The organism is Nocardia sp. NPDC051052 (assembly GCF_044456045.1).
In the GTDB taxonomy this organism is placed as follows: domain Bacteria; phylum Actinomycetota; class Actinomycetes; order Mycobacteriales; family Mycobacteriaceae; genus Nocardia.
Map to the genome: position 1 here is coordinate 198927 of NZ_JBITFL010000015.1, position 25430 is coordinate 224356.

Sequence of the window (25430 nt, forward strand, 5' to 3'; positions counted from 1 at the left end):
GTCAGAGTAGATCAGGTGTCGCGGTGGTCTTCTGTTTGGCAGCGGTAGGTGAGGACTCGTTCGCTGATGCGGACGCTCCAGCCGGGCAGAAGTTCGGTGGGGGAGGTGCCTATTCGGGTCCACTGGTCGGTGCCGGGTGGGGCGATGTAGGTGCCGGAGGTGGCGGTGGCGTCGCGGACGAAGACCTTGCCTCGATCGACCGAGACGTAGGCGTGGACGCGGGAGACGTGGCGGTCGCGCTGGATGACGATGGGTGCGGCGCTGGCGGTGCGGACGGCGTCGTCGGTTTGCGGGCCGCGACCGATCACGTAGGGGCGGTCGAGCGGGTAGGCGGTGCCGTTCTCGAGGACCAAAGTGCCTGCGGCTTGGTCGTGTTCGGCGGCCGGGCGGATGAAGCGGGCGGCCCGGTCGGCCGAGGTCTTGTGCAGCGCAACGGGTTCGGGGCGTGCGCCGGGTTGATGGGTCTGGGACCAGGCGAGTTGGCGGTCGGCGGCGGGACGGTTGCCGATCGGCGGGCGAGGGCGGGCCCGTGGTCGCGCCGATTCGCTCGGATGGAGTCTGGTGGATGATCCGGCCGCGGCGGATCGGGTTGCCGAAGGCGCGGGCGTCGACGAGGACTGAGCCGACGATGCGCGCGCGGTCGATGACGTGGCTGAAGCCGCGGATGTCGGCGTATCCGAGGCGGCAGGGGTATCGGACTTGCCCGGACCGGTCGCAGGATCGATGGCGTCGGCGGCGCCGGTGGGTTCGGGTGTCGCGGCGAAGCCGGCGGCGGCGGTCGGCGCGAGCTCGGATGTCGACGTGGTCGCCTTGGGTTCGGACGTTGAAGTCGATGTGGATCCGGATGTCGACGCGGTGGCAGACGGCCGCGGTGTCGCGGCACCCTTTTTGCCCGCACGGCGCAGGGCGACGTTCAGGACGAAGCCACCGCCGGGAACCACACCTGCACGTAGATCGGTGCGCGGCAACGCCTTCAGTGTCGTTCCGGTGTCTGTGCCGACGGTGATCCGGCGCAGCGGTTCGCGCACGATCTCATCGACCCAGGTGAACGCGCGCGCCCCATCGAGCCGCCGCGTTCCTTCCGCACCGTTGATCTCGGCGAAGACCGGCCCGCGCAGCAGGATCAGGGTGCCGTCGCCGGTCGGTGCCACCACGCCGAACGGTGGCACCTCGGAGGTGCCGCCGAAAACCACGGCCGCCAGCCGTTGGGCCAGCGCCTCTCCGGGATGTTCTGCCTCCGCGACCGCCTCGACAGTGCCGAGTATCCGATCACTGGAGGCGGTGTCTCCAGCCAGATAGACAACTACGCCACCGAAGCGCGCGACAAGGCCATGACCTTGCGCGATACCAACGGTCGGGGGTTTGCTGCGCATCCGCGCCCTCCTTTCCGGCGCACTTACCGACATTCGAGCCCAGCATAGAGCGTGTGCGTCGCGCGGATCGGCGCGTGGCGGCGGCAATGGGCTGCAGCGGATACGTTGTCGTACTGGGCCACGGGAATTGGTGGGCCGCTGAATTCGGTAGTGCCGCCAGGATTCTGGTCGTGCGTCCGGCGGCGGTCCGATCGGTCCCTGGAACTCGATGGCGCGATGTTTGTCCCGGCCGCAAGTGTGGCGACCATCTCGCTCGACACCTGCGCTTCATCGCCGCGGTCGTGTCGCACTCCGCGTGTCGGCGCGCAAACGTCTCTGCCAGCCACCGGGCGGGTGGCTGGCAGAGACAGATCGGTGAGCGTGACTCAGTGTTCAGCTGGTGAATTCGGCGGCGTTCTCCTCGAGCCAGCTGGTGAAGGTGCGCGGCGGGCGGCCGGTGAGGGTGGCCACGGTGTCGTTGATCTCGGTCGGGACGCCGTCGCAGCGACGCCAATAGTCGAGCAGACCGTCGGCGTAGTTGGCGGGCATGTAGTCGGCCATCTGCTGCTTCCAGGCGTCGGGCGTGGCCTGTTCGACAGCGATGCTGCGCCCGGTAATGGTGGCGAGGAGGTCGATCTGCTCGGTGAAGGTGAGCGTCTCCGGGCCGGTCAGCGTGTGCTGCGCACCGCGCTGATCTGGCGCGGTGAGCAGGGCGTATGCGGCGGCGGCGACGTCGATTTCGTGGATCGGATCGGCGTAGGCGTTCGGGTAGGGCAGGTTGATCGGGCGACCGGCCTTGATCGCCCAGGCCCAGCTGCGGGCATTGCCGGCGAAGGCACCCGGACGCAGGACGCTGACCGTCATCGGGGCGTCGGCGAGTCCGAGTTCGGCGTCGAGGTGCGACTTCGCGACAGGGTTGGTGGCGGCGTCGGGATCGAGCACCGAGGACGAGGACAGCAACACGATGTGCTCGACCCCGGCTTCGGTTGCGGCGGAGACGAATTCGTTGATCGCGGCGGCTTCCGCATAGAGGAACACGGAGGTGACCCCGGCGAGGGCGGCGGGAAACGTATTCGGGTCTTTGAGATCGAGGGCGACGGCCGCGACGCCTGCGGGCAGCTGGAGTTCCCCGGGTCGGCCGGAGCCGACACGGACGGCCAGTCCGTCGGCGTGCAGGAGGGTGCAGAGCTGGGTGGCGACCGCGCCGCGGCCTCCGGTGATCAGGATCATGAGAAGTCCTTGCTGAGTGGTGAATTGGGATAGTTGATCATGCAAAGCGGCGGCGCGCTCAGTGCTCGGCGGGCGCGTTGCGTGGCAGCAAACGAACCAGCGCGCAGCTGGCGAGGGTGATGGCGGCGACGAGAACCAGGCTGATGGTCAGCGCGTGGACCTGGCCGGTGTCGGCGGAGTGGAAGTACACCGTGGTGATGGCGGCCGCGCCGACAGCATTGGCGAGCTGTTGCACGGCGGTGAGTGATCCACTGGCACTACCGGTTTCGGTCTGTTCGATATCACCGATGGTGACTCGGTAAATGGTGCCGAAGCAGGTGCCGAGACCGAGGCCGAGGATCAGGATCGGCACGGCCAGCGCCAACGGGGCGACGCCCGTTCCGGCGGTCACGGTGAGCGCCAGCAGCAGACCGGTGCCGACCAGGGTGATCAGCAGGCCGATCAGGATGAGGTTGCGACCGAGCCGGGCGATGAACCGATGCGCCGCGATCGAAGCGACCACGATGCCGGCGGCCAAGGGCGCGAGGCCGAGCGCGGCTCCGGTCGGCGTATAGCCGAGACCCATCTGCATGAACAGCGACAACACGTAGAGCAGGCCGGAGACCGCGGCGAAGAACACGAGACCGAGCAGCAGTCCCGAGGTGAAGCCCCGGTTCTTGAACAGCGTGGGTTTGATCAGCGGGTTGGTGGCGGTCAGCTGGCGCCGGGCGAACAAGCCGAAGCAGACGAGACCGGCGGCGAGGTAGCCGAGCGGCACGGCGGTCCAACCGTGGGCGGAGCCGTCGATGAGGCCGAACAGCGCGCCGAACATCGCGACACCGAGCAGCCCGGCGCCGAGCCCGTCGATGGACACCGTGCGGTCGCCGCTGTCGAACGGCAGTATGCGGTAGGCGGCGGCGAAGGCGGCGCCGCCGAGCGCGATATTGATCAAAAACATGGCGCGCCAACCGAATCCGAACAGATCGGCGTCGATCAGGAAACCGGCGAGGATCGGGCCGCCGACCCCGGAAAGGCCGAGGGCGGGACCGAACACACTGAACGCCTTGCCGAGCTGTTCGCGGGGGAAGACAGCCGTGAGGATGCCGAAACCCTGCGGAATCAGTAGCGCACCGAACGCGCCCTGGATCAGCCGGGCGGCGATGATCGAGGTCGGATCGAAGGCAAGGCCGCAGGCGACCGAGGCGACGGTGAATCCGGCCAGGCCGATCAGGAACAGGCGGCGCTTGCCGAAGCGATCGCCGAGTCGGCCGCCGACGACCAGCAGCACGCCGAGCGCGAGTGCGTAGCTCGCACCGAGCCACTGGATCAGCGACTCGCCGCCGAGTAGATCCCTGGCGATGGTCGGGGCAGCGATGTTGGTGATCGTGGAGTCGAGCAGGTCGAGGATCTCGACCGCCAGGATCACGGCGAGTACGGCCCACATCCGGCGAGTGACCTGGGGCGTTGCGGGGGTGGAGTGCGTGACGGTGGTCATGGGGCACCTCCTTCGAGGTGGAGTAGCTTCGATCGAACTTCGATCGTTACGAACGATGTTCGTTTGAGGCAACAATACGAGACGAACGCCGTTCGTGTCAAACGGTGTTCGTTAGAGGCGTATGCTCGACACCATGAGAGAGCGCGGAGAGCGACCAATGAGCACAGCCACCGCTGCGGTTATGGCGGATTCGAGCGCTGCGGAGGCCCACGCATGAACACTGCGCCCGTCAGCCGCCGGGCCCGTCCCGCGAAGGCTCCGCTGAGCCGTGACGTGATCATCGAAACCGGCCTGCGCATCCTCGATGGGGACGGCTTGGCCGCGCTGACCATGCGCCGCGTCGCGCAGGAACTGGATACCGGCGCGGCCTCGCTCTACGTCTACGTCGCCAACCGCGACGACCTGATGGCCGCCATGCTCGATCACGTGCTCGGCACGCTCGAGGAACCGGCCGGCGGCACCTGGCGCGAGCGTCTGGTCGCGCTGGTCGACGCGGCGGTGGCCGCGATGAGCCGCCATGAAGGGCTGGCCCTCGTCGCACTCGGTTCGATCCCGACCGCGCCGAACACCCTCTTGCTCATGGACCGGATGCTGGCCCTGTTCGCCGAGGGCGGGGTGGACGAAATGACCAACTCGTGGGCCGTCGACCTGCTGTTCCTGCACGTCACCGCGGCCGCCGCCGAACAGAGTGCTTACAACACCAAGGGCATGCGCGCCGAAGAACACCTCGCCGACGTCGCCAAGCGGTTCGCCGAACTACCGGCCGATCGCTATCCGATGATCGTGGGGATGCGCGAAAGTCTGATGATCGGCGACGGCGACGCGCGGGAAAAATGGGCGCTTCGGGTGCTTATCGAGGGCATTCTCGCCACACCCGTCACCTGAACTCTAAGATGTCAGGGGTGTCCGTGATCCGACCGGCGACCGAGGTCGATTTACCAGCCATGCAAGAGATCGAGATCGCGGCGGGTAAACCGTTCGCTGATATCGGCATGACCGCCGTGGCGGAGGATGAACCGCCCTCGATCGAAACGCTACGCGAATTCCAGCGCGCCGGGCGCGCGTGGGTGTGGGCCGACGAGGACGACCATCCGATCGGCTACCTGGTCCTCGGCGTTGTGGACGGCAACGCTCATATCGACCAGGTGTCGGTGCTGCCCGGATATCGGGGTAAACGCATCGGTAAGCAACTGATCGACCACGCCGTGTTCTGGGCGAAAGACCATGGGATGCAGTCGATTACCCTAACCACCTTCATCGGCGTCGCCTGGAACGGCCCCTATTACGAGCGGCTCGGTTTCCGCTACCTGAGCGACGCGGAGCAGCCGCCGGGTCTGCAAGCGATCCGCGCGGCCGAGGCGGCGCACGGCCTGGACGACTGGCCGCGCGGCTCCATGAGCGCCGATCTCGACTCGTGGTCCTTCGACGGGACCGTCTCGGAGACCTAAGGGACGGGTGCCAGCGCGGCCATCGCGGCCGGGGTGGCGGCCGCGCGGTCTTCGGCCACCAGGCCGATGCGGGTGCGGCGGTCGAGCAGATCGTCGGCGTCCAGCGCTGCCTCATGGGTGACGGCGAAGTGGAATTCCGCTGCGGTGACATCGATTCCGGCCGCCACGGGCTGGGCGAGGGCCGGATTGTGTTGTGCGGCGGCGAGCACGGTGGCGGCTTCGCTGCCGTAGCGGTCGATCAGGACCGGTGCGGCGTCGATGCGGTCGCGGGCGGCGCCGGAAACCGCGCCCACCAAGGGAAGTCGTTTGGTGCGGCACGGTCCCGCGGTGAGTCCGGCGCGGGTGACGGCGGCGTCGATGACGTCCTCGGCCATCCGGCGGTAGGTGGTGAGTTTGCCGCCGACGATGGTGATGACGCCGGTGGGGGAATACAGGACCGCGTGTTTGCGGGAGATGTCGGCGGTGCTGTCGTCGGCGGTCTTCAGCAGCGGGCGCAGCCCCGCGTAGGTGCCGCGAATATCCTTGCGGGTCAACGGTTCACGTAAAGCGGTATTGATGGTGTCGAGGAGGAAGTCGATTTCGGACTCGGTGGGTTTCGGCTCGTCCGGGACCGGGCCTGGCGCGTCCTCGTCGGTCAGGCCCAGGTAGACGCGGCCGTGCGCGGCGGGGAAGGCGAACACGAAACGGCTGGTGCTGCCCGGCACCGGGACGGTCAGCGAGGCGGTGAGGCCGCCGAACGACTCGGCGGCGAACACCAGGTGGGTGCCTCGGCTCGGGCGTAGCTCGATGCTGGGATCGACCTCGTCGGCCCACACGCCGGTGGCGTTGACGACCGCGCGGGCGCGCACGGTCATCGTCTCGCCGGTCAGGGTGTCCCGGAGGTTCGCCGAATTGCCGGTCACGTCAAGGGCTTGCACGCGGGTCAGTACCGTCGCGCCCTGTGCGGCCGCGGTGCGCGCCAAGGCGACCACCAGGCGGGCATCGTCGACGAGCTGTCCGTCCCAGGACTGCAGCCCGCCGCGCAGTCCGTCGCGGCGCACGGTCGGTGCGAGCCGCAGCGCCTCGGCGGCCGCGACGCGGCGGGAGCGGGGCAGGATCGCGGCCGGAGTACCGGCACCACGGCGCAGCGCATCGCCCGCCAGGAAACCCGCCCGCACCAGCGCGCTGTGCGCAGCACCGATACTGGGCAGCAACGGCACCAGCTGCGGCAGTGGACGCACCAGGTGCGGCGCGGTGGTGCGAATGAGAATGCCCCGCTCCACGGCACTTTCGTGGGCGATGCCGACCTGACCGCCGGCCAGATACCGCAGCCCACCGTGCACCAGCTTGGAACTCCACCGGCTGGTGCCGAACGCCAGGTCGTGCCGCTCCACCAGCACGGTCCGCAATCCGCGGGCGGCCGCGTCGAGTGCGGCGCCGACGCCGGTGACGCCGCCACCGATGACCAGGACGTCGATCTCCGGCTTGTCGCCGAGCCGTCGCAGCTCGCGGGTGCGCCGGTCCGCGTTGAGCGCGGAATCCCCCCTCGACAGTGAATCCGCCATCGTCACAGCACCTTTCGATCGGTCGGTACGAGATAGCCGTCGAGCGCGTTGGCCAGTTCGGTGTCCAGGTCGGTTCCGGCAAGCAGTGGGGCGACCGTGCCCGCCGACTGGACCGCCGACTGCGCGATCAGCAGCAGCATGGTGGCCAGGTGTTCCGGATCGCCGTCGCGAATCGACCCGTCCTGCTGTCCCTCGCGAATTCCCGCGGCGAACAACTCGATCAGTGCGCGCTGGTTGCGGCCGAGACGGCCGAAGACGTAGGTGAGCATCAGGTCGGTGTCGGTGCGGAAGATCTTGCCGAACAACGGATTCGAGCGAATCTTGACCGCGCCCGCGACGATGCCGGTGACCAGCTTGGTGCGGCCGATGCCCGCGCTGGGCATGGTGGCGGCGACGATCGCGCGCAGCTCGCGGACCAGCAGTTCGGCGACCAGCGCTCCGGTGTCCGGCCAGCGCCGGTAGACGGTCGGCCTGCTGACGCCGGCCCGCTTGGCCACCTCGGTGAGGGTGGTGCGGCGCACGCCGAACTCTTCCACGCAGCGCCGGGCCGCGTCGAGGATGGCTAGGTCGATGGCGGAGAGCGCGTCGTCGGCGGCAGGGCCGGCTGGAGCGGTCAAGGCGTCACCTTTGGGAGGTCGGGTTCGTTACTGCTTGACATTCTATGTCAAACTGTAACGCATGGTCGAGACGCAGAAGCACTCCGGCGAGGGATCGGCTCCGGCAAAAAACTCGGGCGTAACCGGGGCCGCGGCGAGTATGGTCTGGGATGCCTGGGGCATTCCGGCCGGACACAAGTCGTTATCGGCACAGATCCGGGGCCTCCTGACGCAGGTGTTCGGAGTGTCCGGCGACCCGGTGGCGCGCCGCGATGAGGGCGAAGTGTCACTCCGAGAGTCGGCGCTCACGCCTGCCCAACGAGACGGGTTGGTCGAGGTGGTCGGCGCGGACAACGTCTCGGTCGACCACCACGATCGGCTGCGGCACGCGGGCGGCAAGAGCACCCCCGACCTGCTGCGTCGCCGCGCCGAGGGTCCGCAGGACGCACCGGATGCCATCGTTTTCCCCGCTGATCACGACCAAGTACTCGCCGTGCTCGCCTACTGCGCCGAGCATGCCATCGCGGCCGTCCCGTTCGGCGGCGGCACCAGCGTGGTCGGCGGCGTCGACCCGGTGCGCGGGCGCTTCGACACGGTGCTCGCGCTCGACCTGCGCAGGCTCGACGCGGTGTCGGAGATCGACCCGATCAGCGGCATGGCCACTCTCGGGGCCGGACTTACCGGACCGCGTGCCGAGGAACTGCTTCGCGCGCAGGGACTTTCGCTCGGGCACTTCCCGCAGAGCTTCGAATTCGCCAGCATCGGCGGATTCGCCGCTACTCGGTCGTCCGGGCAGGCCTCGGCCGGTTATGGGCGTTTCGATGACATGGTGCAGCGGCTGAAGATCGCGACACCCACCGGCGCAGTGGAACTCGGCCGCCCACCCGCGTCCGCCGCGGGCCCGGACCTGCGTGAATTGTTCGTCGGCTCGGAGGGTGCGCTCGGGGTGATCACCGAGGTCACCGTGCGGGTACACCCGGTGCCGGAAACCACCGCCTACCAAGGATGGTCGTTCCCTGACTTCGAAACCGGTGCCGCCGCACTGCGTTCGGTCGTGCAGGCCGGTGCGGCGCCGACGGTGCTTCGACTGTCCGACGAGGCCGAGACCGGGATCAATCTGGCGCGGGCCGGCGATGTCGGCGGCAACGCGGTGTCCGGCTGCCTTGCCATCACCACCTTCGAAGGCTCGGCGGCGCACGTCGCCGCACGCAGCGCCGAAGCGGGCGCACTGCTCATCGCCGCGGGTGGCACCGCGCTCGGCGAAACTCCGGCCAGGGAATGGGAGCACGGCCGCTTCGGCGCGCCGTACATGCGCGACGCGCTGCTGGACGTCGGCGTGCTGTGCGAGACGCTGGAAACCGCGACCACCTGGGCGAACCTCGCCAACCTCAAGGCGAAGGTCACTGCGGCACTGACCGATTCGCTCGCCGGACAGGGCACCCCGCCGCTGGTCATGTGCCATATCTCGCACACCTACCCGACGGGTGCGTCGCTGTACTTCACCATCGTCGCCAAGCAGCTCGACGATCCGATTGCCCAGTGGCACACGGCGAAACAGGCCGTCGGCGACGCGATCGTGGCGGCCGGCGGCACCATCACGCACCATCACGCGGTCGGCACCGACCACCGCCCGTGGCTACCCGCCGAGATCGGTGACCTCGGGGTGCGCGTATTGCGCGCGGTGAAGGCCGAAGTGGACCCCGCGGGCATTCTCAATCCTGGAAAGCTGGTTCCGTGACGCAGAATTCGTCCCGCGCCGTGCGTGCGGTCACCGTGGTGACCAATCGGCACGCGGGGCTCGGCGCCGGCCAGGACGTCGCGACCGCGGCGCTGGCGCGGTTGCGTGAGCGTGGGGTCGAGGTCGCCGAGGTGCAGGCACCGTCGGCCGCCGAAACGGTGCGGCTGGTGCGGGATTCGATCGAGCGCGGCAACTCCGACGCGGTGGTCTGCATCGGCGGCGACGGCCTGATCAACGTGACCCTCGATGCCGTCGCGCGAACGGGCGTGCCGCTCGGCTTGGTCCCCGCGGGCACCGGCAACGACCTGGCCAGAGAACTCGGTGTGCCCACCGAGGATCCGATCGCCGCAGCCGACGTCGTGGTCGACGGGCACACCAGGACCATCGACCTCGGCCAGATCGACCTGCCCGCACCGGAATCCGCGCCGATGTGGTTCGCCACCGTCACCGGCACCGGGTTCGACGCCCGAGTCACCCTGCGCGCCAACGCCATGCGCTGGCCGAGGGGACGGCTCCGCTACACCGTCGCCGCGCTGGCCGAGATCTCCGGCCGGTTCACCGTGCCGTATCGGGTCGAGTTGACCGGCGCGGTCACCGAAGGCCTGACGAACCCTGGTGCGGGCTCGGCGTTGGAGTTGAACGCGGTGATGGTCGCCGTCGGCAACACTCGCACCTACGGCGGCGGCATGCTGATCTGCCCGGACGCGGTGCTCGACGACGGCCTGCTCGACCTCACCGTGGTCGGCGCGCTGTCCCGATCGGAGATGCTGCGCCTGCTGCCCGCACTGTCCGCGGGCAAACGGCAGAATCACCCCGAAGTCAAGCAGTATCGAGCCGCCGAAATCACCCTGACCGCGCCCGGTGCTCCCGCGACCGCGGACGGCGAACCGGCGGGCATGCTGCCGATCACTATCCGCGCTGTCCCCGGCGCGCTGACAGTGTTGGTCCCCTGAGACCTTGACGCCTGCGCTGTGTTGACGGGCAAGGCTTTCCGATGACCGGAGCGGTCTGCTACGCGGCGAACGTGACGCGCCGCATGCGATTGACGGTGATCCGGTCGACGATCACCAGCGACTCGGGCGCGGGTCGCAGGCCACCACCGGCGCGTAGGCGTTCCATCAGCCGTCGCCAGCGAAAGCAGTGCAGTACGAAGGTCATTCGATTGGACCGCCGCCCGCGGGCGTGCTGCCCGGCGCGAGCCACCGCGGTCGGCACATCGAGCAGGATCAGGTGCAGCTCCCTGCCGTAGCCCGCGGCCCAGAACGAAATGATCCGCCGCGCCCATCCGGTGGTCGCACAGTCGTGGATGACCACCGGCCCGTCCGTATCACGCAGTGCCGCACGAATTCCCGCGAAGTGCGCGACGTGCGCGACGGGCCGCCACAGCGAATACGGCAGCCAGCCGAGTCGGTGCCGCAACCGGTTCCGGGCTTGCAGCGAGTCCAATACCACTGACCCTTCCGGCCCACCGGACGGATCCTCGGCCTCCGTGGTCGCGCCGAAGAATCTGCGCAGCACCGTGCTCTTGCCCGCCCCGGGTATCCCGGCGACAACCAACGCCGACATGGGCGGATAGTGCAACTCGTCGACCGCCCTGCCTCGCAGATCGTGCACGGCATCCGGCGCGAGGAAGGACAGTAATGCCTCGGGGGCGAGGGCGAGCGGAGGGTTCACCTCTTCCAGAGTCCCCAGCGGCCGCTCGTCCGGCAACGGGGAAAACCCTGCATTTTCACTGAGATTTCCCTGAATCGGACTAGCGGATGCGTTCACGCCTTCCAGGGTCCGCAGCTACGGCTGATCTGGCAAGAACGGACAATACGGACACGGTCGAATCGTGACTAACCGGACTTCTTGCCGCGGGCTCGCGCGCGGACATGCATACGCTCGCCCTGACTGCCGAACGGGCGGCGTTGGACGACGGTTCCGCATGAGGTCAGTGCGCTCGAATTCCCGGGAACAGCAATATAATTTGCTGTACACGCGACGCCCCCGGCATCCTTCCCCGCGGAGGTGATCGCTAGATGAGCGACTTATATGACGTAGTGATCGTCGGCGGGGGCACCGCGGGCCTGTCCGCGGCGCTGGTACTGACCAGGTCTCGGCGCACGGTGGCGGTGGTGCGCGGTGGTGCACCACGCAACGCGCCCGCCGAACACATGCACGGATTCCTTACCCGGGACGGGATGTCGCCGGGCGAGCTGCTCGACACGGGCGCGGCGGAGGTCGCCGGATACGGCGGCGAGCTGATCGATGATCTCGTGGCCGGTGTCGAAAAGGCTGATGGCCAGCACGATTTCACCGTTCGACTGGCGGGCGGACGGACACTGACCGCACGCCGGCTGCTGATCGCGACGGGACTGCGCGACGAGCTGCCCGACCTGCCCGGCGTGCGCGAGCGGTGGGGTATCGATGTGCTGCACTGTCCGTACTGTCACGGATACGAGGTGCGCGATCAGCCACTCGGCCTGCTCGGCGGCACCGATCCCCGGGTGCCGCACCTGGCCTTGATCTTGCCGCAATGGTCCGCCGATATGACCTTGTTCCAGCACACCATGGAGTTGTCGGACACCGACCGGGCCCAGCTCGCGGCGCGCAATGTCCGGGTCGTCGAGGGTGAAATCGCGCGACTCGTCATCGACGGCACATTGCGCGGGGTGGAATTGGTCGACGGCCGGGCGGTGCCCTGCTCGGCCCTGTTCATCGCGCCCACCTTCGTGCCCAACGCCGACCTACTGCACACGGTGGGATGCGGCTTCGACGAGAAGGGCTGGCCGGTCGTCGACCCGTCCGGGCGGACCACCGTGCCCGGCGTCTGGGCGGCGGGCAACGTCTCGAACCCCGCGGCCCAGGTGGTCGGCGCGGCATCGGCGGGCTATTCCGCCGCGGTCGCGATCAACGTCGACCTCGCGCTAGCCGCCGCCCAGGTGCCTGTTTCCACCGGTTAATTCGGAGATCAAGGGTAGAAAATGCCAGATTCTGAGAATTGCTTATGGATTCCCGATCCCTTCCAGTTGGGACGGTAGGATTTCAGGTGTAGGCGGAGTCTTCGGTGTCCCTCATCCACCGAAGACTCCGCCTTCCTTTCTGTCCGATCCCGTTGTGCGGCACCATGAGCCGCCGCAGGTACGACTGCTCGGCCTCGGTCAGTAGCAGCGCACGCGCGATGCCGTCGAGCACCTGATCCGAGACGCGGGTCACTCTGCCCAGCTCCAGCCGGGTGTACTGATCGACGCTCATCGCGGCCAGCAGCGCGACCTCCTCGCGGCGCAACCCGCTCACCCGTCGCGGATTGCCGACCGGCGCGAGGCCGACCCGCTCCGGCGCGATCGACGCACGCTTGGCCCTCAGGAATTCGCCGAGCTCACTCACACCGGCAAGTCTCACACGACGCGCGGGACATAACGCCCACCATGGGCATTCGGCCCGACCGTCCGGTGCCGCCTCACACCCTGCGGAAATCGATTGAGCCGGACCACTAGAATCGTCGGGTGACCAGCGCAGCCCCTGACAAGACGCGTAATCGTGCCGATTCCCTCCCCAAGAGCTGGAACCCCGGCGAGGTAGAGGCCTCGATGTACGAGCGCTGGGTAGCCGCTGGCTATTTCGCGGCCGACGCCGCCAGTGACAAGCCGCCCTACTCGATCGTGCTGCCGCCGCCGAACGTCACCGGCAATCTGCACATGGGCCACGCCCTCGACCACACCATCATGGACGCCCTCACCCGCCGCAAGCGCATGCAGGGCTACGAGGTGCTGTGGCTGCCGGGCATGGACCACGCGGGCATCGCCACCCAGACGATCGTGGAGAAGCAGCTTGCCGTCGACGGCAAGACCAAGGAAGACTTCGGCCGCGAGCTGTTCATCGACAAGGTCTGGGACTGGAAGCGCGAATCCGGCGGCGCCATCCAGTGGCAGATGCGCGCGCTCGGCGACGGCGTCGACTGGAACCGCGACCGGTTCACCATGGACGACGGCCTGTCCCAGGCCGTGCAGACGATCTTCAAGCGGCTCTACGACGCGGGCCTGATCTACCGCGCCGAGCGACTGGTCAACTGGTCGCCCGCGCTGCGCACCGCCATCTCCGACATCGAGGTCAACTTCCAGGAGATCGAAGGCGAGCTGGTCTCGCTGCGGTACGGCTCGCTCGACGACAACGAACCGCACGTGATCGTGGCCACCACCCGCGTCGAGACGATGCTCGGCGACACCGCGGTGGCCGTGCACCCCGGCGACCCGCGCTATCAGGCGCTGATCGGCACCACCCTGGAGCACCCGATCACCGGGCGGCAGATCCCGATCATCGCCGACGACTACGTCGACCCCGAATTCGGTTCCGGCGCAGTGAAGATCACCCCCGCGCACGACCCGAACGACTTCGAGATGGGCGTGCGGCACAACCTGCCGATGCCCAACATCATGGACGAGCGCGGCCGAATCATCGGCACCGGAACCGAATTCGACGGCATGGACCGGTTCGAGGCGCGCGTCGCGGTGCGTGAGCGGCTGGCCGCCGAGGGCCGCGTGGTCGCCGAGAAGCGGCCGTACCTGCACAGCGTCGGACATTCCGAGCGCAGCGGCGAGCCGATCGAACCGCGACTCTCCATGCAGTGGTGGGTCAAGGTCGAGTCGCTGGCCAAGGCCGCCGGCGACGCGGTCCGTAACGGCGACACCGTGATCCACCCGGCCAGCTCGGAGCCGCGCTGGTTCGACTGGGTCGACAACATGCACGACTGGTGCATCTCCCGGCAGCTCTGGTGGGGTCACCGCATCCCGATCTGGTACGGCCCCGAGGGCGACGTGATCTGCGTCGGCCCCGACGAGACCGCGCCCGAGGGCTACGTGCAGGACCCGGACGTGCTCGACACCTGGTTCTCCTCGGGTCTGTGGCCGTTCTCCACCATGGGCTGGCCCGACGCCACCCCGGAACTCGAGAAGTTCTATCCGACAAGCGTTCTCGTCACCGGGTACGACATCCTGTTCTTCTGGGTGGCCCGGATGATGATGTTCGGCACCTTTGTCGGCGACGACCCCGTATTTACCGCATCGCGAAGTGATTCCGTGGGGGGTGGCGGTCGGGCGACGGGTGGGCAGGCGGGTAAGGAAGGGCATCAGGTTCCGTTCAAGGATGTGTTCCTGCACGGCCTGATTCGCGACCAGTACGGCAAGAAGATGTCGAAGTCGCGTGGCAACGGCATCGACCCGCTGGCCTGGATCAACGAATACGGCGCCGACGCACTGCGATTCACCCTGGCCCGCGGCGCGCAGCCCGGCGGCGACCTCTCGGTCGGCGAACAGCACGCACTCGCCTCGCGCAGCTTCGTGACAAAGCTGTTCAACGCCACCAAGTTCGCGCTGATGAACGGCGCACGGACCGGTGAGCTGCCGGATCGCGCCCTGCTCACCGATGCCGACCGCTGGATCCTGGATCGGCTCGAAGAGGTGCGCGCCGAGGTGGATTCGGCGCTGGACAGCTACGAGTTCGGCAAGGCCTGCGAGGCGCTGTACCACTTCGCCTGGGACGAATTGTGTGACTGGTACCTGGAATTGACCAAGGTGCAGTTCGCCGAGGAAGGCCCGCGCACCGACGCCACCCAGGTGGTGCTCGGCACCGTGCTGGACGCGGTGCTGCGCCTGCTGCATCCGGTCATCCCGTTCGTCACCGAATCGCTGTGGCAGGCGTTGACCGCCGGCGAGTCCCTGGTGATCGCGGCGTGGCCGCAGGCCTCCGGTGTGCCGACGGATCAGGTGTCGGCGCAACGTATTTCGGACACCCAGCGGTTGATCACCGAGATCCGCCGGTTCCGTGGCGATCAGGGCCTGGCCGACAAGCAGAAGGTGGCGGCCAAGCTGATCGGCCTGGACACCGCCGGCCTGACCGCACTGCACGACTCGGTCGCGAACCTGGCCCGGCTCACCGAGCCCGGCGACGAGTTCGCGGCGACCGCGACCGTGGAGGTCCGGCTGAGCGGTGCCACCGTCACCGTCGAGCTGGACACCTCGGGAGCCGTCGACCTGGACGCCGAACGCCGCCGCCTGGAGAAGGACCTGGCCGCGGCGGAAAAGGAATTGGCAGGCACCGCAGCCAAACTCGGCAACGAGGCGTTCCTCGCCAAGGCGCCGGAGCCGGTGGTCGCGAAGATCAAGGACCGCCAACAGGTCGCCGCCGCCGAGGTGGCGCGCATCGGTGCCCGACTCGCAGAACTGAGCGGTAAATGAACCACGAACCCGAACCGCAGTACGGCGACGATCTGCGCCACCCGGCCGCGGGACCGCGGCTGAGTTCCGGGCCGTCGCCGGTCGAGCTGGCCGAAATGGCTTTGGTGGAGGCCGAACTCGACACCCGCTGGCCGGAAACCAAGATCGAGCCGTCGCTCACCCGCATCGCCACCCTGATGGACCTGCTCGGTTCGCCGCAGCAGAGCTACCCCGCGATCCACGTCGCGGGCACCAACGGCAAGACCTCGGTCACCAGGATGATCGACGCGCTGCTCACCGCGCTGCACCGGCGCACCGGCCGGATCACCAGCCCGCACCTGCAGCTGGCCACCGAGCGGATCAGCATCGACAACGCGCCGATCACGCCGGCCAGGTATGTGGACACCTACCAGGAGCTGCAACCGTTCATCGAGATGATCGACGCGCAGTCGGCCGAGGCGGGCGGTCCGGCGATGAGCAAGTTCGAGGTGCTCACCGGAATGGCGTTCGCCGCCTTCGCCGAGGCGCCGGTCGACGTGGCGATCGTGGAGACCGGCATGGGCGGCACCTGGGACGCCACCAATGTGATCGACGGGCAGGTCGCGGTGATCACCCCGATCGGCCTTGACCACACCGACTACCTCGGCACCGATCTCACCGCCATCGCGGGGGAGAAGGCCGGGATCATCAAACGCGCGCCGGAGAGCCTGGTGCCGCGCGACACCGTCGTCGTCATCGCCGAGCAAGACCCGGAGGCGATGGACGTGCTGCTGCGCCGCGCCGTCGAAATGGACGCCGCGGTAGCGCGCGAAGGCGGCGAATTCCGGGTACTGGCAAGGCAGATCGCGATCGGCGGCCAGCAGCTCGAACTGCAGGGCCTCGGCGGGGTGTACGACGAGATCTTCCTGCCGCTGCACGGCGAGCACCAGGCACACAACGCGGTGCTCGCGCTCGCGGCGGTCGAGGCGTTCTTCGGTGCCGGTGCCGACCGGCAGCTCGACATCGAAGCCATCCGTGCCGGTTTCGCGAGCGTGACCAGTCCTGGGCGGCTCGAGCGGATGCGCAACGCGCCGACCATCTTCATCGACGCCGCGCACAACCCGGCGGGCGCGCAGGCGCTCGCCTCGACGCTGACCGCGGAGTTCGACTTCCGCAAGCTGGTCGGTGTGGTCTCCGTACTCGCCGACAAGGACGCCGACGGCATCCTCACCGCGCTGGAGCCGGTGCTCGACGAGATCGTCGTCACCAGCAACGGTTCGCCGCGCGCGATGGACGTCGACATGCTCGCCGACCTCGCCGTGCAGCGCTTCGGCGACGAGCGGGTGATCACCGCGCCGACCCTGCCGGACGCGCTGGAGACCGCGATCGCCATCGCCGAGGAAGTCGGCGAAGCGGGGGAGATGGTGTCCGGTGCCGGCGTAGTGGTGACCGGCTCCGTGGTGACGGCGGGCGCGACGCGCGCGCTGTTCGGAAAGGATCCCGTATGACCGAGCCTGCCCAACCCGATTCGGTACCGGCACCGACGACCGATCCGTGGAAGGGCTTCCGCGGCGTCATGGCGGGCACGCTGATCCTCGAGGCGATCGTGGTGCTGCTCGCGCTGCCGGTCGTCGGTTCGGTCGGCGGCGGGGTCACCTGGGCGTCGGGCACCTACCTGGTGGTGCTGGCCGTGGTGATGTTCCTCGGCGCGGGCGTGCAGCGCCGGTCGTGGGCGATGCCGTTCAATCTCGGGCTGCAGGTATTCGTGCTGCTCGGCACCTTCATCCATCTGTCCATCGGGGTCATCGGCATCGTCTTCGCGGTGGTCTGGGGCTTCATTCTGGTGCTGCGCGCCGACGTGCGCGGCCGGATGGAGAAGGGTTTGCTGCCGGGTCAGCGGGCTCCGCGTTCCTCCTGAATCCGGCGGCCCCAGGACGGTTTCCGGCCGTTCGCCGCAGCGCGCCGGGGTACCGATCTCACCGCGAGTTCGGTACCCGCCGGGGGTGCCGGTTAGAGTGTGCGCCGTGACTGAGCAGACGTTGGTACTCATCAAGCCGGACGGTGTGGCCCGTGGCCTCGTCGGCGAGGTGCTGGTACGAATCGAGCGCAAGGGCCTGAAGATCGCGGCCCTCGAGCTGAAGCATGTGTCCGAGGACCTGGCCAAGGGCCACTACGCCGAGCACGCCGAAAAGCCGTTCTTCGGCTCCCTGATCGAATTCATCACCTCCGGCCCCGTCGTCGCGGCCATTTTGGAGGGGCCGCGCGCCATCGCGGCATTCCGGCAGATCGCCGGCGGCACCGACCCGGTGGAAAAGGCCGTACCGGGCAGCGTTCGCGGCGACTTCGCGCTGGAAACCCAGGAGAACTTGGTACACGGGTCCGATTCGCCCGAATCGGCCAAGCGCGAGATTGCTCTGTGGTTCCCGGAGTTTCCGGCCTGAGAATATTTACGAGTGAACACAGTTGTGAGTGAGCGCAGCGGGCGAGCCGAAGGCACAGCGCCCAGCGGTGCGCGACTGACCGAGCTTCAGCGAGGTTAGTCGTGCGCCGCGGTGAGCCTGCGGCGCTCGGTATGGGATACTGACATCGGCTGCTTTTGATGCCGACTGTTCGCGCAGGTACGTGGACTATCGGGGCCATCGCAGCCGGATGACACACCGCGGTTCGATGCCGATCATCGCTGCCACGGACAAAAGGCCCGGTCGCTGGGCCTGCTGTTCGCGTCGGCACGCTGGATGAGCGCTCACAACTGTGGAGTTCAGCCAACAGCCAGGCGCCGCGTGACCAGTTAGCCCAAACCGACGAACACCATGGTGATAACCGGACATGCGGGGCGAGACCATATGACCTTGCGCCAAGCGGCGTGAGGCGAACGGACAGTGCCCCCGCGTCGGCCGCTTCACTCCTTACCGGGAGGGACGCGCCCGGGGGTCCGAGGAGACTTCGTGGCCGAAAAAGAGCCATTGGAAACAACACCACAGGATGCCGAACAATTGCCGGAGCGAATCCGAGTTCACGCACTCGCCAAGCTGCTGGGGGTAACGAGCAAGCGCATCCTGGCCAAGCTCACCGAGTTGGGGTCCGAAGCGCGCAGCGCGCAGTCGAACGTCGATCGGGCGATCGCGGAATCTGTCCGCGACGCGCTCGGTCCGCCGGAGGGCGACGCCCCAGCGTCGCAAGCCGCGGCCGAGCAGCCGGTCGAGACGCCGCCCGCGGCGCCGGTCGAATCCCCGGCCGCGCCGGAGCCCGCGCCTAGCCGCGGTCACGGCGGGCTGGTCTTCTCTGCGCCCGAGCCGCTGATCGGCAACTCCGGCGCCGAGAACCCGAACGAAGTCGCGCACCAGCCCTCGGTGCAGCTGTTCACCCACCCGGTCCGGGAAGAGCCGCACGTCGCCATGCCGGTGGTCTTCGAGTCCGCCGCCGTTGTGCAGGTGCCGCTGTTCCTGCCGCCGGATGCCGCGGCCGCCGAGCAGACCCGCCGCAAGCGCCGCACCGAGCGTGTTGTTCAGCGCGAAGAGCCGGTGGTCGAAGAGCCGCAGCCCGAGGAAGAGCCCGAGACGGTCGAGGACGACCAGGAGTCGACCGATCAGCAGGGCGACGCCGACGGTCAGCCGCGTCGCAGGCGTCGTGGCCGTCGTGGCCGCGGTCGCGGTCGCGGCGAGCAGCAGGGCGACGCCGACGACGAGAACGACTCGGACGACAACGAGGACGAGCAGGCCGGCGACACCGCCGACAACACCACCGCGGACGCCAGCGACTCGTCCGACGACACCAACGATGCCGACGACGACGAGAACGAGCCGGAGGGCGCGAGCCGACGCCGCCGTCGCCGCCGCCGTCGCAAGGTGGCGGGCGACACCGCCGAGGCCGAGGCCGCCGCAACCATCGAGGACGACCCGCCGAATACCGTCGTGCACGAGCGCGAGCCGCGGAACAAGAGCCGCAGCCGGGCCACCGCCGTCGACGAGGTGCAGGGCATCACCGGTTCCACCCGGCTCGAGGCCAAGCGGCAGCGCAGGCGCGACGGTCGCGACGCTGGTCGCCGCCGGCCGCCGATCCTCACCGAGTCGGAGTTCCTGGCCCGCCGCGAAGCGGTGGACCGGGTGATGGTGGTGCGCGAGAAGGCGTTCCCCGACCACCCGACCGCCACCCAGGTCGCCGTGCTCGAGGACAACATCCTGGTCGAGCACTTCGTCACCAGCACCGGTTCCGCGTCGATGGTCGGCAACGTCTACCTCGGCAAGGTGCAGAACGTGCTGCCCAGCATGGAGGCGGCGTTCGTCGATATCGGCCGCGGCCGCAACGGCGTGCTGTACGCGGGCGAGGTGAACTGGGAGGCCGCCGGTCTCGGCGGTAAAGAGCGCAAGATCGAACAGGCGCTCAAGCCAGGTGAACTCGTGCTCGTGCAGGTGTCCAAGGATCCGGTCGGGCACAAGGGCGCCCGGCTGACCACGCAGATCAGCCTGGCCGGCCGCTTCCTGGTGTACGTGCCCGGTGGCACCTCCACCGGCATCAGCCGCAAGCTGCCCGACACCGAACGCAAGCGGCTCAAGGAAATCCTGCGCGACATCGTCCCCAACGACGCCGGTGTGATCATCCGCACCGCGTCCGAGGGCGTCGCCGAGGACGAGCTGGCCCGCGACGTGGAACGGCTGCAGGCGACGTGGCGCACCATCGAGAAGGCCGCCGGAGGCAAGAACGACGGCCAGCCCAAGACGCTGTACGAAGAGCCCGACCTGCTGGTCAAGGTCATCCGCGACCTGTTCAACGAGGACTTCTCCAGGCTCGTCATCGAGGGTGACCGGGCCTGGAGCACGGTCGAGAAGTACATCGGCACCGTCGCGCCGGAAATGCTCGCCAGGGTCTCCCGGCACGAGAACAACGGCGTCGACGTGTTCGAGGCCTATCGGATCGACGAACAGCTCGCCAAGGCGCTCGATCGCAAGGTGTGGTTGCCCTCGGGCGGCACCCTGGTGATCGACCGCACCGAGGCGATGACCGTGGTCGACGTCAACACCGGCAAGTTCACCGGTTCCGGCGGCAGCAACCTGGAAGAGACGGTCACCCGCAACAACCTGGAGGCGGCCGAGGAGATCGTGCGCCAGATGCGGTTGCGCGATATCGGCGGCATGATCGTCGTCGACTTCATCGACATGGTGCTCGAATCGAACCGGGACCTGGTGCTGCGCAGGCTCACCGAAGCACTCGGCCGGGACCGCACCCGCCACCAGGTGTCCGAGGTGACCTCGCTCGGCCTGGTGCAGATGACCCGTAAGAAGCTGGGCACCGGCCTGGTCGAGGCGTTCTCGACCACCTGTGAGCACTGCCATGGGCGCGGCATCCTGGTGCACGCCTACCCGGTCGAGCCGTCCTCCGGCGACGACGGGGGCGCACGGGGTGTCGCCCGGGAAACCGGATCGCGTCGCCGCCGTGGCCGCGACAAGGGTGCGGCACCGGCCGTGCCGGTCGTCGCGACCACCGGGACCGCGCCGGTGGAGTCCGAGGAGGACATCGCTGTCAAGCGGGCGCATCCGGTCGCGTTGGCGATGGCCGCGCATCACGGTGACGCGGACGAGGACGAGTCGGGTATTGCCACGGACGAGTCGGTGGCGGGTCCGGACGAGTCGATCGCCGCGGCGAGTGAGTCGGTGGCGGTCGAGCCGCTCGACACCGAGGTCGTCACTGCCGAGGCCGACGCGCCTACCGAGGTGGTCGAGGCCGCACCGGTTACCGAGGCTCCGGCTCCTACGGAATCGACGGCACCGCCTGCGGCGGAGCGTGTGGTAACCAACGGTGCGCCGGAACCGGCACCGCGCACGAGCCGACGGCGCAGGGTCGCCCGTTCGGCCGCGGCTCCGGCAGCGGACAGCAGCGGTGCGGTGTTCGTGCTGCCGACCGCGGAGCAGGCTCCCGCGCCCGCTGTCGACTTCACCGCCGACGTCCCGATCGAGGTGCCGGTCCGCAAGCCGCGGCGTCGTGCTGTCGGCCGTCCCGCGGGCCCGCCGCCTGCGGAGTAGTAGCAGCTGATCTGACAGCCTCGACGCGGCCGGTCACACCCTCGGGTGGGATCGGCCGCGTCGTTGGATGGTGGCCACACAGGGCCCCGCTACGGCGGTGTCCGAGGTGCTCCGCCGCAGCGCCGGAAACGCACCGAAACCGCACGGGCAAAGGTTGCTCGCAGGCTGCCGACGGGCGGATTGTGTCGTTGAAGGGGTGCTCTGGTAACCTTGGTCGGTCGCTGCCTGGCGATGGGCGTTATACCACGCCCCGCGCAGCAAGCCAGCCAAGAACATCTCGCGTCGCGCAGTTGTGTCGCGAGAAGAAACATGACTGTACTTAATCGAGTGGAGGAAGCCGACCGATGGCAACGTACGCGATCGTCAAGACCGGCGGAAAGCAGTACAAGGTCGCGGTCGGTGACCTGGTGAAGGTCGAGAAGATCGAGGGTAAGCCGGGTACTTCCGTCGCCCTGGATCCGGTTCTCGTCGTTGACGGGGCCGACCTGACCACCGACGCCGCAAAGCTGGCCAAGGTCTCCGTGGCCGCAGAGGTCGTCGAGCAAACCAAGGGCCCGAAGATCCGCATCCACAAGTTCAAGAACAAGACCGGCTACCACAAGCGTCAAGGTCACCGTCAGCCGCTGACGGTCATCAAGGTCACCGGCATCAAGTAAGACATCCCGAGGAGATTCAGCTATGGCACACAAGAAGGGTGCTTCCAGCTCCCGGAACGGTCGCGATTCCAACGCCCAGCGCCTCGGCGTCAAGCGTTTCGGCGGCCAGAAGGTCAACGCAGGCGAGATCCTGGTGCGCCAGCGCGGAACCCACTTCCACCCCGGCGTGAACGTCGGCCGTGGCGGTGACGACACCCTGTTCGCCCTCGCGGCGGGCGCGGTGGAGTTCGGCAGCAAGCGCGGACGCAAGACCGTCAACATCGTCGTCCCGGAGCCGGTCGAGGCTTAGGCCTTACCTCTCCAGACAACAGCCGAGCGGGTCAGGGTCGCAACCCTGGCCCGCTTTCGCGTTTTCATAAGACATATCAGCGCTTTTCCTGCGCACCACTGCGATCGACCAGTCCTGAAGGAGGATGATTCGGAAATGTCCAAGTTCATCGACCGCGTCGTACTGCACGTGCGTGCCGGCAAAGGCGGACACGGGTGTGCTTCGGTACTCCGCGAGAAGTTCATGCCGCTCGGCGGCCCCAACGGCGGTAACGGCGGCAACGGCGGGGACGTGATCCTCGAGGTCGACCCCAACGTGCACACCCTGCTCGACTTCCACTTCCACCCGCATGCCAAGGCGGGCAACGGCAAGCCGGGCGAAGGCAGCAACCGCGACGGCAAGCAGGGCATCGACCTGCTGCTCAAGGTGCCCGACGGCACCATGGTGCTCGACGGCGACGGCAAGGTCCTGATGGACCTGGTCGGCGCGGGCAACCGGTTCATCGCCGCCCGTGGTGGCCGTGGTGGCCTCGGCAACGCAGCACTCGCCTCGAAGGCGCGCAAGGCCCCCGGCTTCGCGCTGCTCGGCGAGGACGGCGAAGAGATCGACCTGGTCCTCGAACTGAAGTCCGTCGCCGATGTCGGCCTCGTCGGCTTCCCGTCGGCGGGCAAGTCCTCGCTGGTGTCGGTGCTGTCGGCGGCCAAGCCGAAGATCGCCGACTACCCGTTCACCACCCTGGTGCCCAACCTCGGTGTGGTACTCAGCGGCGACACCACCTTCACCGTGGCCGACGTGCCCGGCCTGATCCCCGGTGCCAGCGAAGGTCGCGGCCTCGGCCTCGACTTCCTGCGGCACCTGGAACGCTGTGCGGTACTCGCGCACGTAGTCGACTGCGCCACCCTCGAACCCGGCCGCGACCCCGTCTCCGATGTGGACGCGCTGGAAGCCGAGCTCGCCGCCTACCGACCGGCGCTCAGCGCCGACGCCGACCTCGGCGACCTGGCCGACCGGCCGCGCGTGGTGATCCTGAACAAGATCGACGTGCCCGATGCCGCCGAGCTGGCCGAGATGGTCACCGCCGAATTCACCGCCCGCGGCTGGCCGGTCTTCGAGATCTCGGCGGTGAGCCGAGAAGGCTTGCGGCCCTTGACCTTCGCGCTCGCCGACCTGGTACTGAAATACCGGGAGGCGCATCCGAAGGCGGCGCCCGCGCGTCCGGTGATCCGGCCGATCGCGGTCAACCAGACCGGCTTCAGCGTGATCGCGGATCCGGCGGAGCCCGGTGGCTTCATCGTGCGCGGTTCGCAGCCCGAGCGCTGGGTCGTCCAGACGCAGTTCGACAACGACGAGGCCGTCGGCTACCTCGCCGACCGCCTTGCCCGCCTCGGCGTGGAGGACGAGCTGGTCAAGCAGGGTGCCGAGCCGGGCGCCCCGGTGACCATCGGCAACGTGACCTTCGAATGGGAACCGCAGATCACCGCGGGCATCGACCGGGTGCCCACCGGCCGCGGCACCGATATCCGCCTGGAACAAGACGATCGAATCAGCGCCACCGAGCGCAAGCACGCCTCCCGGGTGCGCCGTGGTCTGGTGAAGGACGACGAGGAGTAGCCGTGCGCGCTTCGGTGTCGGCGAGTTCTATTGCTGCGCAGGGAGTTTGATTGGGATGACAGTGAGTTCTGGTGCTACCGAGTCGGATTCGGGCCTGAGTGAGGCACGCCTGGCGATCGCGTCGGCGCGCCGGGTCGTGGTGAAGATCGGGTCGTCGGCGCTGACCAGCCTGAAGGGTGGGCTCGACACCGCACGCCTCGATCTGCTCGCCGATGCGGTCGAGGCGCGGATGCGCGCGGGATCCGATGTGGTGGTGGTGTCTTCGGGCGCGATCGGTGCGGGGATCGCACCGCTCGGACTGAGCAGCCGTCCTCGCGATCTGGCCACCAAGCAGGCCGCCGCCAGCGTCGGTCAGCTCGCACTGGCGCACGCGTGGGGTACCTCCTTCGCCCGTTACGGCCGCACAGTCGGCCAAGTCCTGTTGAGCGCGGACGATTTCGCCCGTCGCGAGCATCACCGCAACGCCCAGCGCACCCTGGACCGTCTCCGCTCCCTCGGCGCGATCGCCGTGGTGAACGAAAACGACACCGTCGCAACGGAAGAGATCCGCTTCGGCGACAACGACCGCCTCGCCGCCCTGGTCGCCCACCTGGTGGGTGCCGACGCCCTGGTCCTGCTCTCCGACGTCGAAGGCCTCTACGACGGCGACCCACGCAAGGGCGCCGCCACCTTCATCCCCGAGGTACACAGCAGCGCCGACCTCGACGGCGTAATCGCAGGCAGCGGTGGCGCACTCGGCACCGGCGGCATGGCATCCAAACTCTCCGCCGCCCGCCTAGCCGCCGACGCGGGCGTCCCCGTGCTCCTGGCCGCGGCCACCTCCGCCGCCGAGGCCCTGACCACCGGCCAGGTCGGCACCGCCTTCGCCGCCCGCCCCACCCGCCTGTCCGCCCGCAAGTTCTGGGTCCGCCACGCCGCCGATAGCCGAGGCGCCCTCCTGATCGACGACGGCGCCGCCCGCGCCGTAGCCGCCCGCCGCTCCCTCCTAGCCGCAGGCATCACCGCCCTAAGAGGCCCCTTCCACGGCGGCGACGTAGTAGACCTACTGACCGCCAACAACCACCTAGTAGCCCGAGGCGTAGTCGCCTACGACAGCACCGAACTAACCCCCATGCTCGGCCACTCCACCGCGGAACTCCCAGAAACCATGCAACGCCCCGTGATCCACGCCGACGACCTCGTAAACGTTTAACCCCCAACGACTTAACGCACGTTCCACGCTCTTGACGGGACTGTGGATTTAACGGTGGTTCCGGCCCAACACGCTGATTGATGTTCAGCGGGAAGGTGCCGTGATGACGACACTTGATGCCGTGACGAGGA

The 25430-nt window shown here is 68.4% G+C and carries 21 protein-coding genes; 14 read left to right on the forward strand and 7 right to left on the reverse strand.

Annotation, left to right across the window (positions count from 1 at the left end):
- Positions 1-11 precede the first annotated feature (11 nt).
- The 3 genes from ACIBCN_RS37800 to ACIBCN_RS37810 form a co-directional block, all read right to left on the reverse strand.
- Positions 12-1373 carry an FHA domain-containing protein gene (locus ACIBCN_RS37800; RefSeq protein ID WP_396996860.1) on the reverse strand — a complete coding sequence of 454 codons (1362 nt, stop codon included), beginning with the start codon at positions 1371-1373 and terminating at the stop codon, positions 12-14.
- 372 nt (positions 1374-1745) lie between these two features.
- Entirely contained in the window at positions 1746-2582 is an 837-nt protein-coding gene (locus ACIBCN_RS37805) for an NAD(P)H-binding protein (protein ID WP_396996861.1), read from the reverse strand.
- A gap of 58 nt (positions 2583-2640) precedes the next feature.
- Positions 2641-4056 carry an MFS transporter gene (locus ACIBCN_RS37810; protein ID WP_396996862.1) on the reverse strand — a complete coding sequence of 472 codons (1416 nt, stop codon included), beginning with the start codon at positions 4054-4056 and terminating at the stop codon, positions 2641-2643.
- A 213-nt stretch (positions 4057-4269) separates the two neighbouring features.
- On the opposite strand from ACIBCN_RS37810, the gene ACIBCN_RS37815 reads away from it, so the two are divergent.
- On the forward strand, positions 4270-4941 hold the full coding sequence (locus ACIBCN_RS37815; protein ID WP_396996863.1) for a TetR/AcrR family transcriptional regulator: 672 nt from the start codon (positions 4270-4272) through the stop codon (positions 4939-4941).
- An 8-nt stretch (positions 4942-4949) separates the two neighbouring features.
- Positions 4950-5504, forward strand: coding sequence for a GNAT family N-acetyltransferase (locus tag ACIBCN_RS37820; protein WP_396996891.1), 555 nt, complete (start codon positions 4950-4952; stop codon positions 5502-5504).
- Here ACIBCN_RS37820 and ACIBCN_RS37825 read toward each other — a convergent pair.
- Positions 5501-7048: a glycerol-3-phosphate dehydrogenase/oxidase gene (locus ACIBCN_RS37825; RefSeq protein WP_396996864.1), complete on the reverse strand. Its 1548-nt coding sequence runs from the start codon at positions 7046-7048 to the stop codon at positions 5501-5503. The two genes, ACIBCN_RS37820 and ACIBCN_RS37825, sit on opposite strands and share 4 nt — an antisense overlap.
- 2 nt (positions 7049-7050) lie before the next feature.
- A complete protein-coding gene (locus tag ACIBCN_RS37830) occupies positions 7051-7665 on the reverse strand; it encodes a TetR/AcrR family transcriptional regulator (protein WP_396996865.1) in 615 nt (204 codons plus the stop codon).
- 139 nt (positions 7666-7804) lie between these two features.
- Here ACIBCN_RS37830 and ACIBCN_RS37835 point away from each other — a divergent pair, with 139 nt between their 5' ends.
- Positions 7805-9382 carry an FAD-binding oxidoreductase gene (locus ACIBCN_RS37835; protein WP_396996893.1) on the forward strand — a complete coding sequence of 526 codons (1578 nt, stop codon included), beginning with the start codon at positions 7805-7807 and terminating at the stop codon, positions 9380-9382.
- Positions 9379-10335 carry a diacylglycerol kinase gene (locus tag ACIBCN_RS37840; RefSeq protein ID WP_396996866.1) on the forward strand — a complete coding sequence of 319 codons (957 nt, stop codon included), beginning with the start codon at positions 9379-9381 and terminating at the stop codon, positions 10333-10335. Before ACIBCN_RS37835 ends, ACIBCN_RS37840 begins: the two co-directional genes overlap by 4 nt.
- Positions 10336-10393: 58 nt before the next feature.
- Here the strand turns inward: ACIBCN_RS37840 and ACIBCN_RS37845 are convergent, their stop codons facing one another.
- Positions 10394-11056, reverse strand: coding sequence for an AAA family ATPase (locus ACIBCN_RS37845; protein WP_396996867.1), 663 nt, complete (start codon positions 11054-11056; stop codon positions 10394-10396).
- A gap of 347 nt (positions 11057-11403) precedes the next feature.
- On the opposite strand from ACIBCN_RS37845, the gene ACIBCN_RS37850 reads away from it, so the two are divergent.
- Positions 11404-12327 (forward strand): NAD(P)/FAD-dependent oxidoreductase, encoded by a 924-nt coding sequence (locus ACIBCN_RS37850; RefSeq protein WP_396996869.1) that lies wholly within the window; start codon positions 11404-11406, stop codon positions 12325-12327.
- Between the two features lie 82 nt (positions 12328-12409).
- Here ACIBCN_RS37850 and ACIBCN_RS37855 read toward each other — a convergent pair whose 3' ends face one another.
- On the reverse strand, positions 12410-12751 hold the full coding sequence (locus ACIBCN_RS37855) for a helix-turn-helix domain-containing protein (protein ID WP_396996870.1): 342 nt from the start codon (positions 12749-12751) through the stop codon (positions 12410-12412).
- A 119-nt stretch (positions 12752-12870) separates the two neighbouring features.
- On the opposite strand from ACIBCN_RS37855, the gene ACIBCN_RS37860 reads away from it, so the two are divergent.
- From ACIBCN_RS37860 to proB, 9 genes are all read left to right on the forward strand, one after another.
- Positions 12871-15597 (forward strand): valine--tRNA ligase, encoded by a 2727-nt coding sequence (locus ACIBCN_RS37860; RefSeq protein ID WP_396996871.1) that lies wholly within the window; start codon positions 12871-12873, stop codon positions 15595-15597.
- Positions 15594-17063 (forward strand): bifunctional folylpolyglutamate synthase/dihydrofolate synthase, encoded by a 1470-nt coding sequence (locus ACIBCN_RS37865; RefSeq protein ID WP_396996872.1) that lies wholly within the window; start codon positions 15594-15596, stop codon positions 17061-17063. Before ACIBCN_RS37860 ends, ACIBCN_RS37865 begins: the two co-directional genes overlap by 4 nt.
- On the forward strand, positions 17060-17473 hold the full coding sequence (locus ACIBCN_RS37870; RefSeq protein WP_396996873.1) for a DUF4233 domain-containing protein: 414 nt from the start codon (positions 17060-17062) through the stop codon (positions 17471-17473). The genes ACIBCN_RS37865 and ACIBCN_RS37870 overlap by 4 nt, the downstream gene beginning before the upstream one ends.
- 106 nt (positions 17474-17579) lie before the next feature.
- A complete protein-coding gene (gene ndk / locus ACIBCN_RS37875; protein ID WP_069167833.1) occupies positions 17580-17996 on the forward strand; it encodes a nucleoside-diphosphate kinase in 417 nt (138 codons plus the stop codon).
- 504 nt (positions 17997-18500) lie between these two features.
- A complete protein-coding gene (locus ACIBCN_RS37880; protein WP_396996875.1) occupies positions 18501-21572 on the forward strand; it encodes a translation initiation factor IF-2 N-terminal domain-containing protein in 3072 nt (1023 codons plus the stop codon).
- 344 nt (positions 21573-21916) lie between these two features.
- On the forward strand, positions 21917-22228 hold the full coding sequence (rplU, locus tag ACIBCN_RS37885) for a 50S ribosomal protein L21 (protein ID WP_040732804.1): 312 nt from the start codon (positions 21917-21919) through the stop codon (positions 22226-22228).
- Positions 22229-22250: 22 nt separating this feature from the next.
- On the forward strand, positions 22251-22517 hold the full coding sequence (gene rpmA / locus ACIBCN_RS37890; RefSeq protein ID WP_396996877.1) for a 50S ribosomal protein L27: 267 nt from the start codon (positions 22251-22253) through the stop codon (positions 22515-22517).
- Between the two features lie 135 nt (positions 22518-22652).
- Positions 22653-24107 carry a GTPase ObgE gene (obgE, locus tag ACIBCN_RS37895; protein WP_396996878.1) on the forward strand — a complete coding sequence of 485 codons (1455 nt, stop codon included), beginning with the start codon at positions 22653-22655 and terminating at the stop codon, positions 24105-24107.
- Positions 24108-24162: 55 nt separating this feature from the next.
- Positions 24163-25299, forward strand: coding sequence for a glutamate 5-kinase (proB, locus tag ACIBCN_RS37900; protein WP_396996879.1), 1137 nt, complete (start codon positions 24163-24165; stop codon positions 25297-25299).
- The last annotated feature ends 131 nt before the right edge of the window (positions 25300-25430 follow it).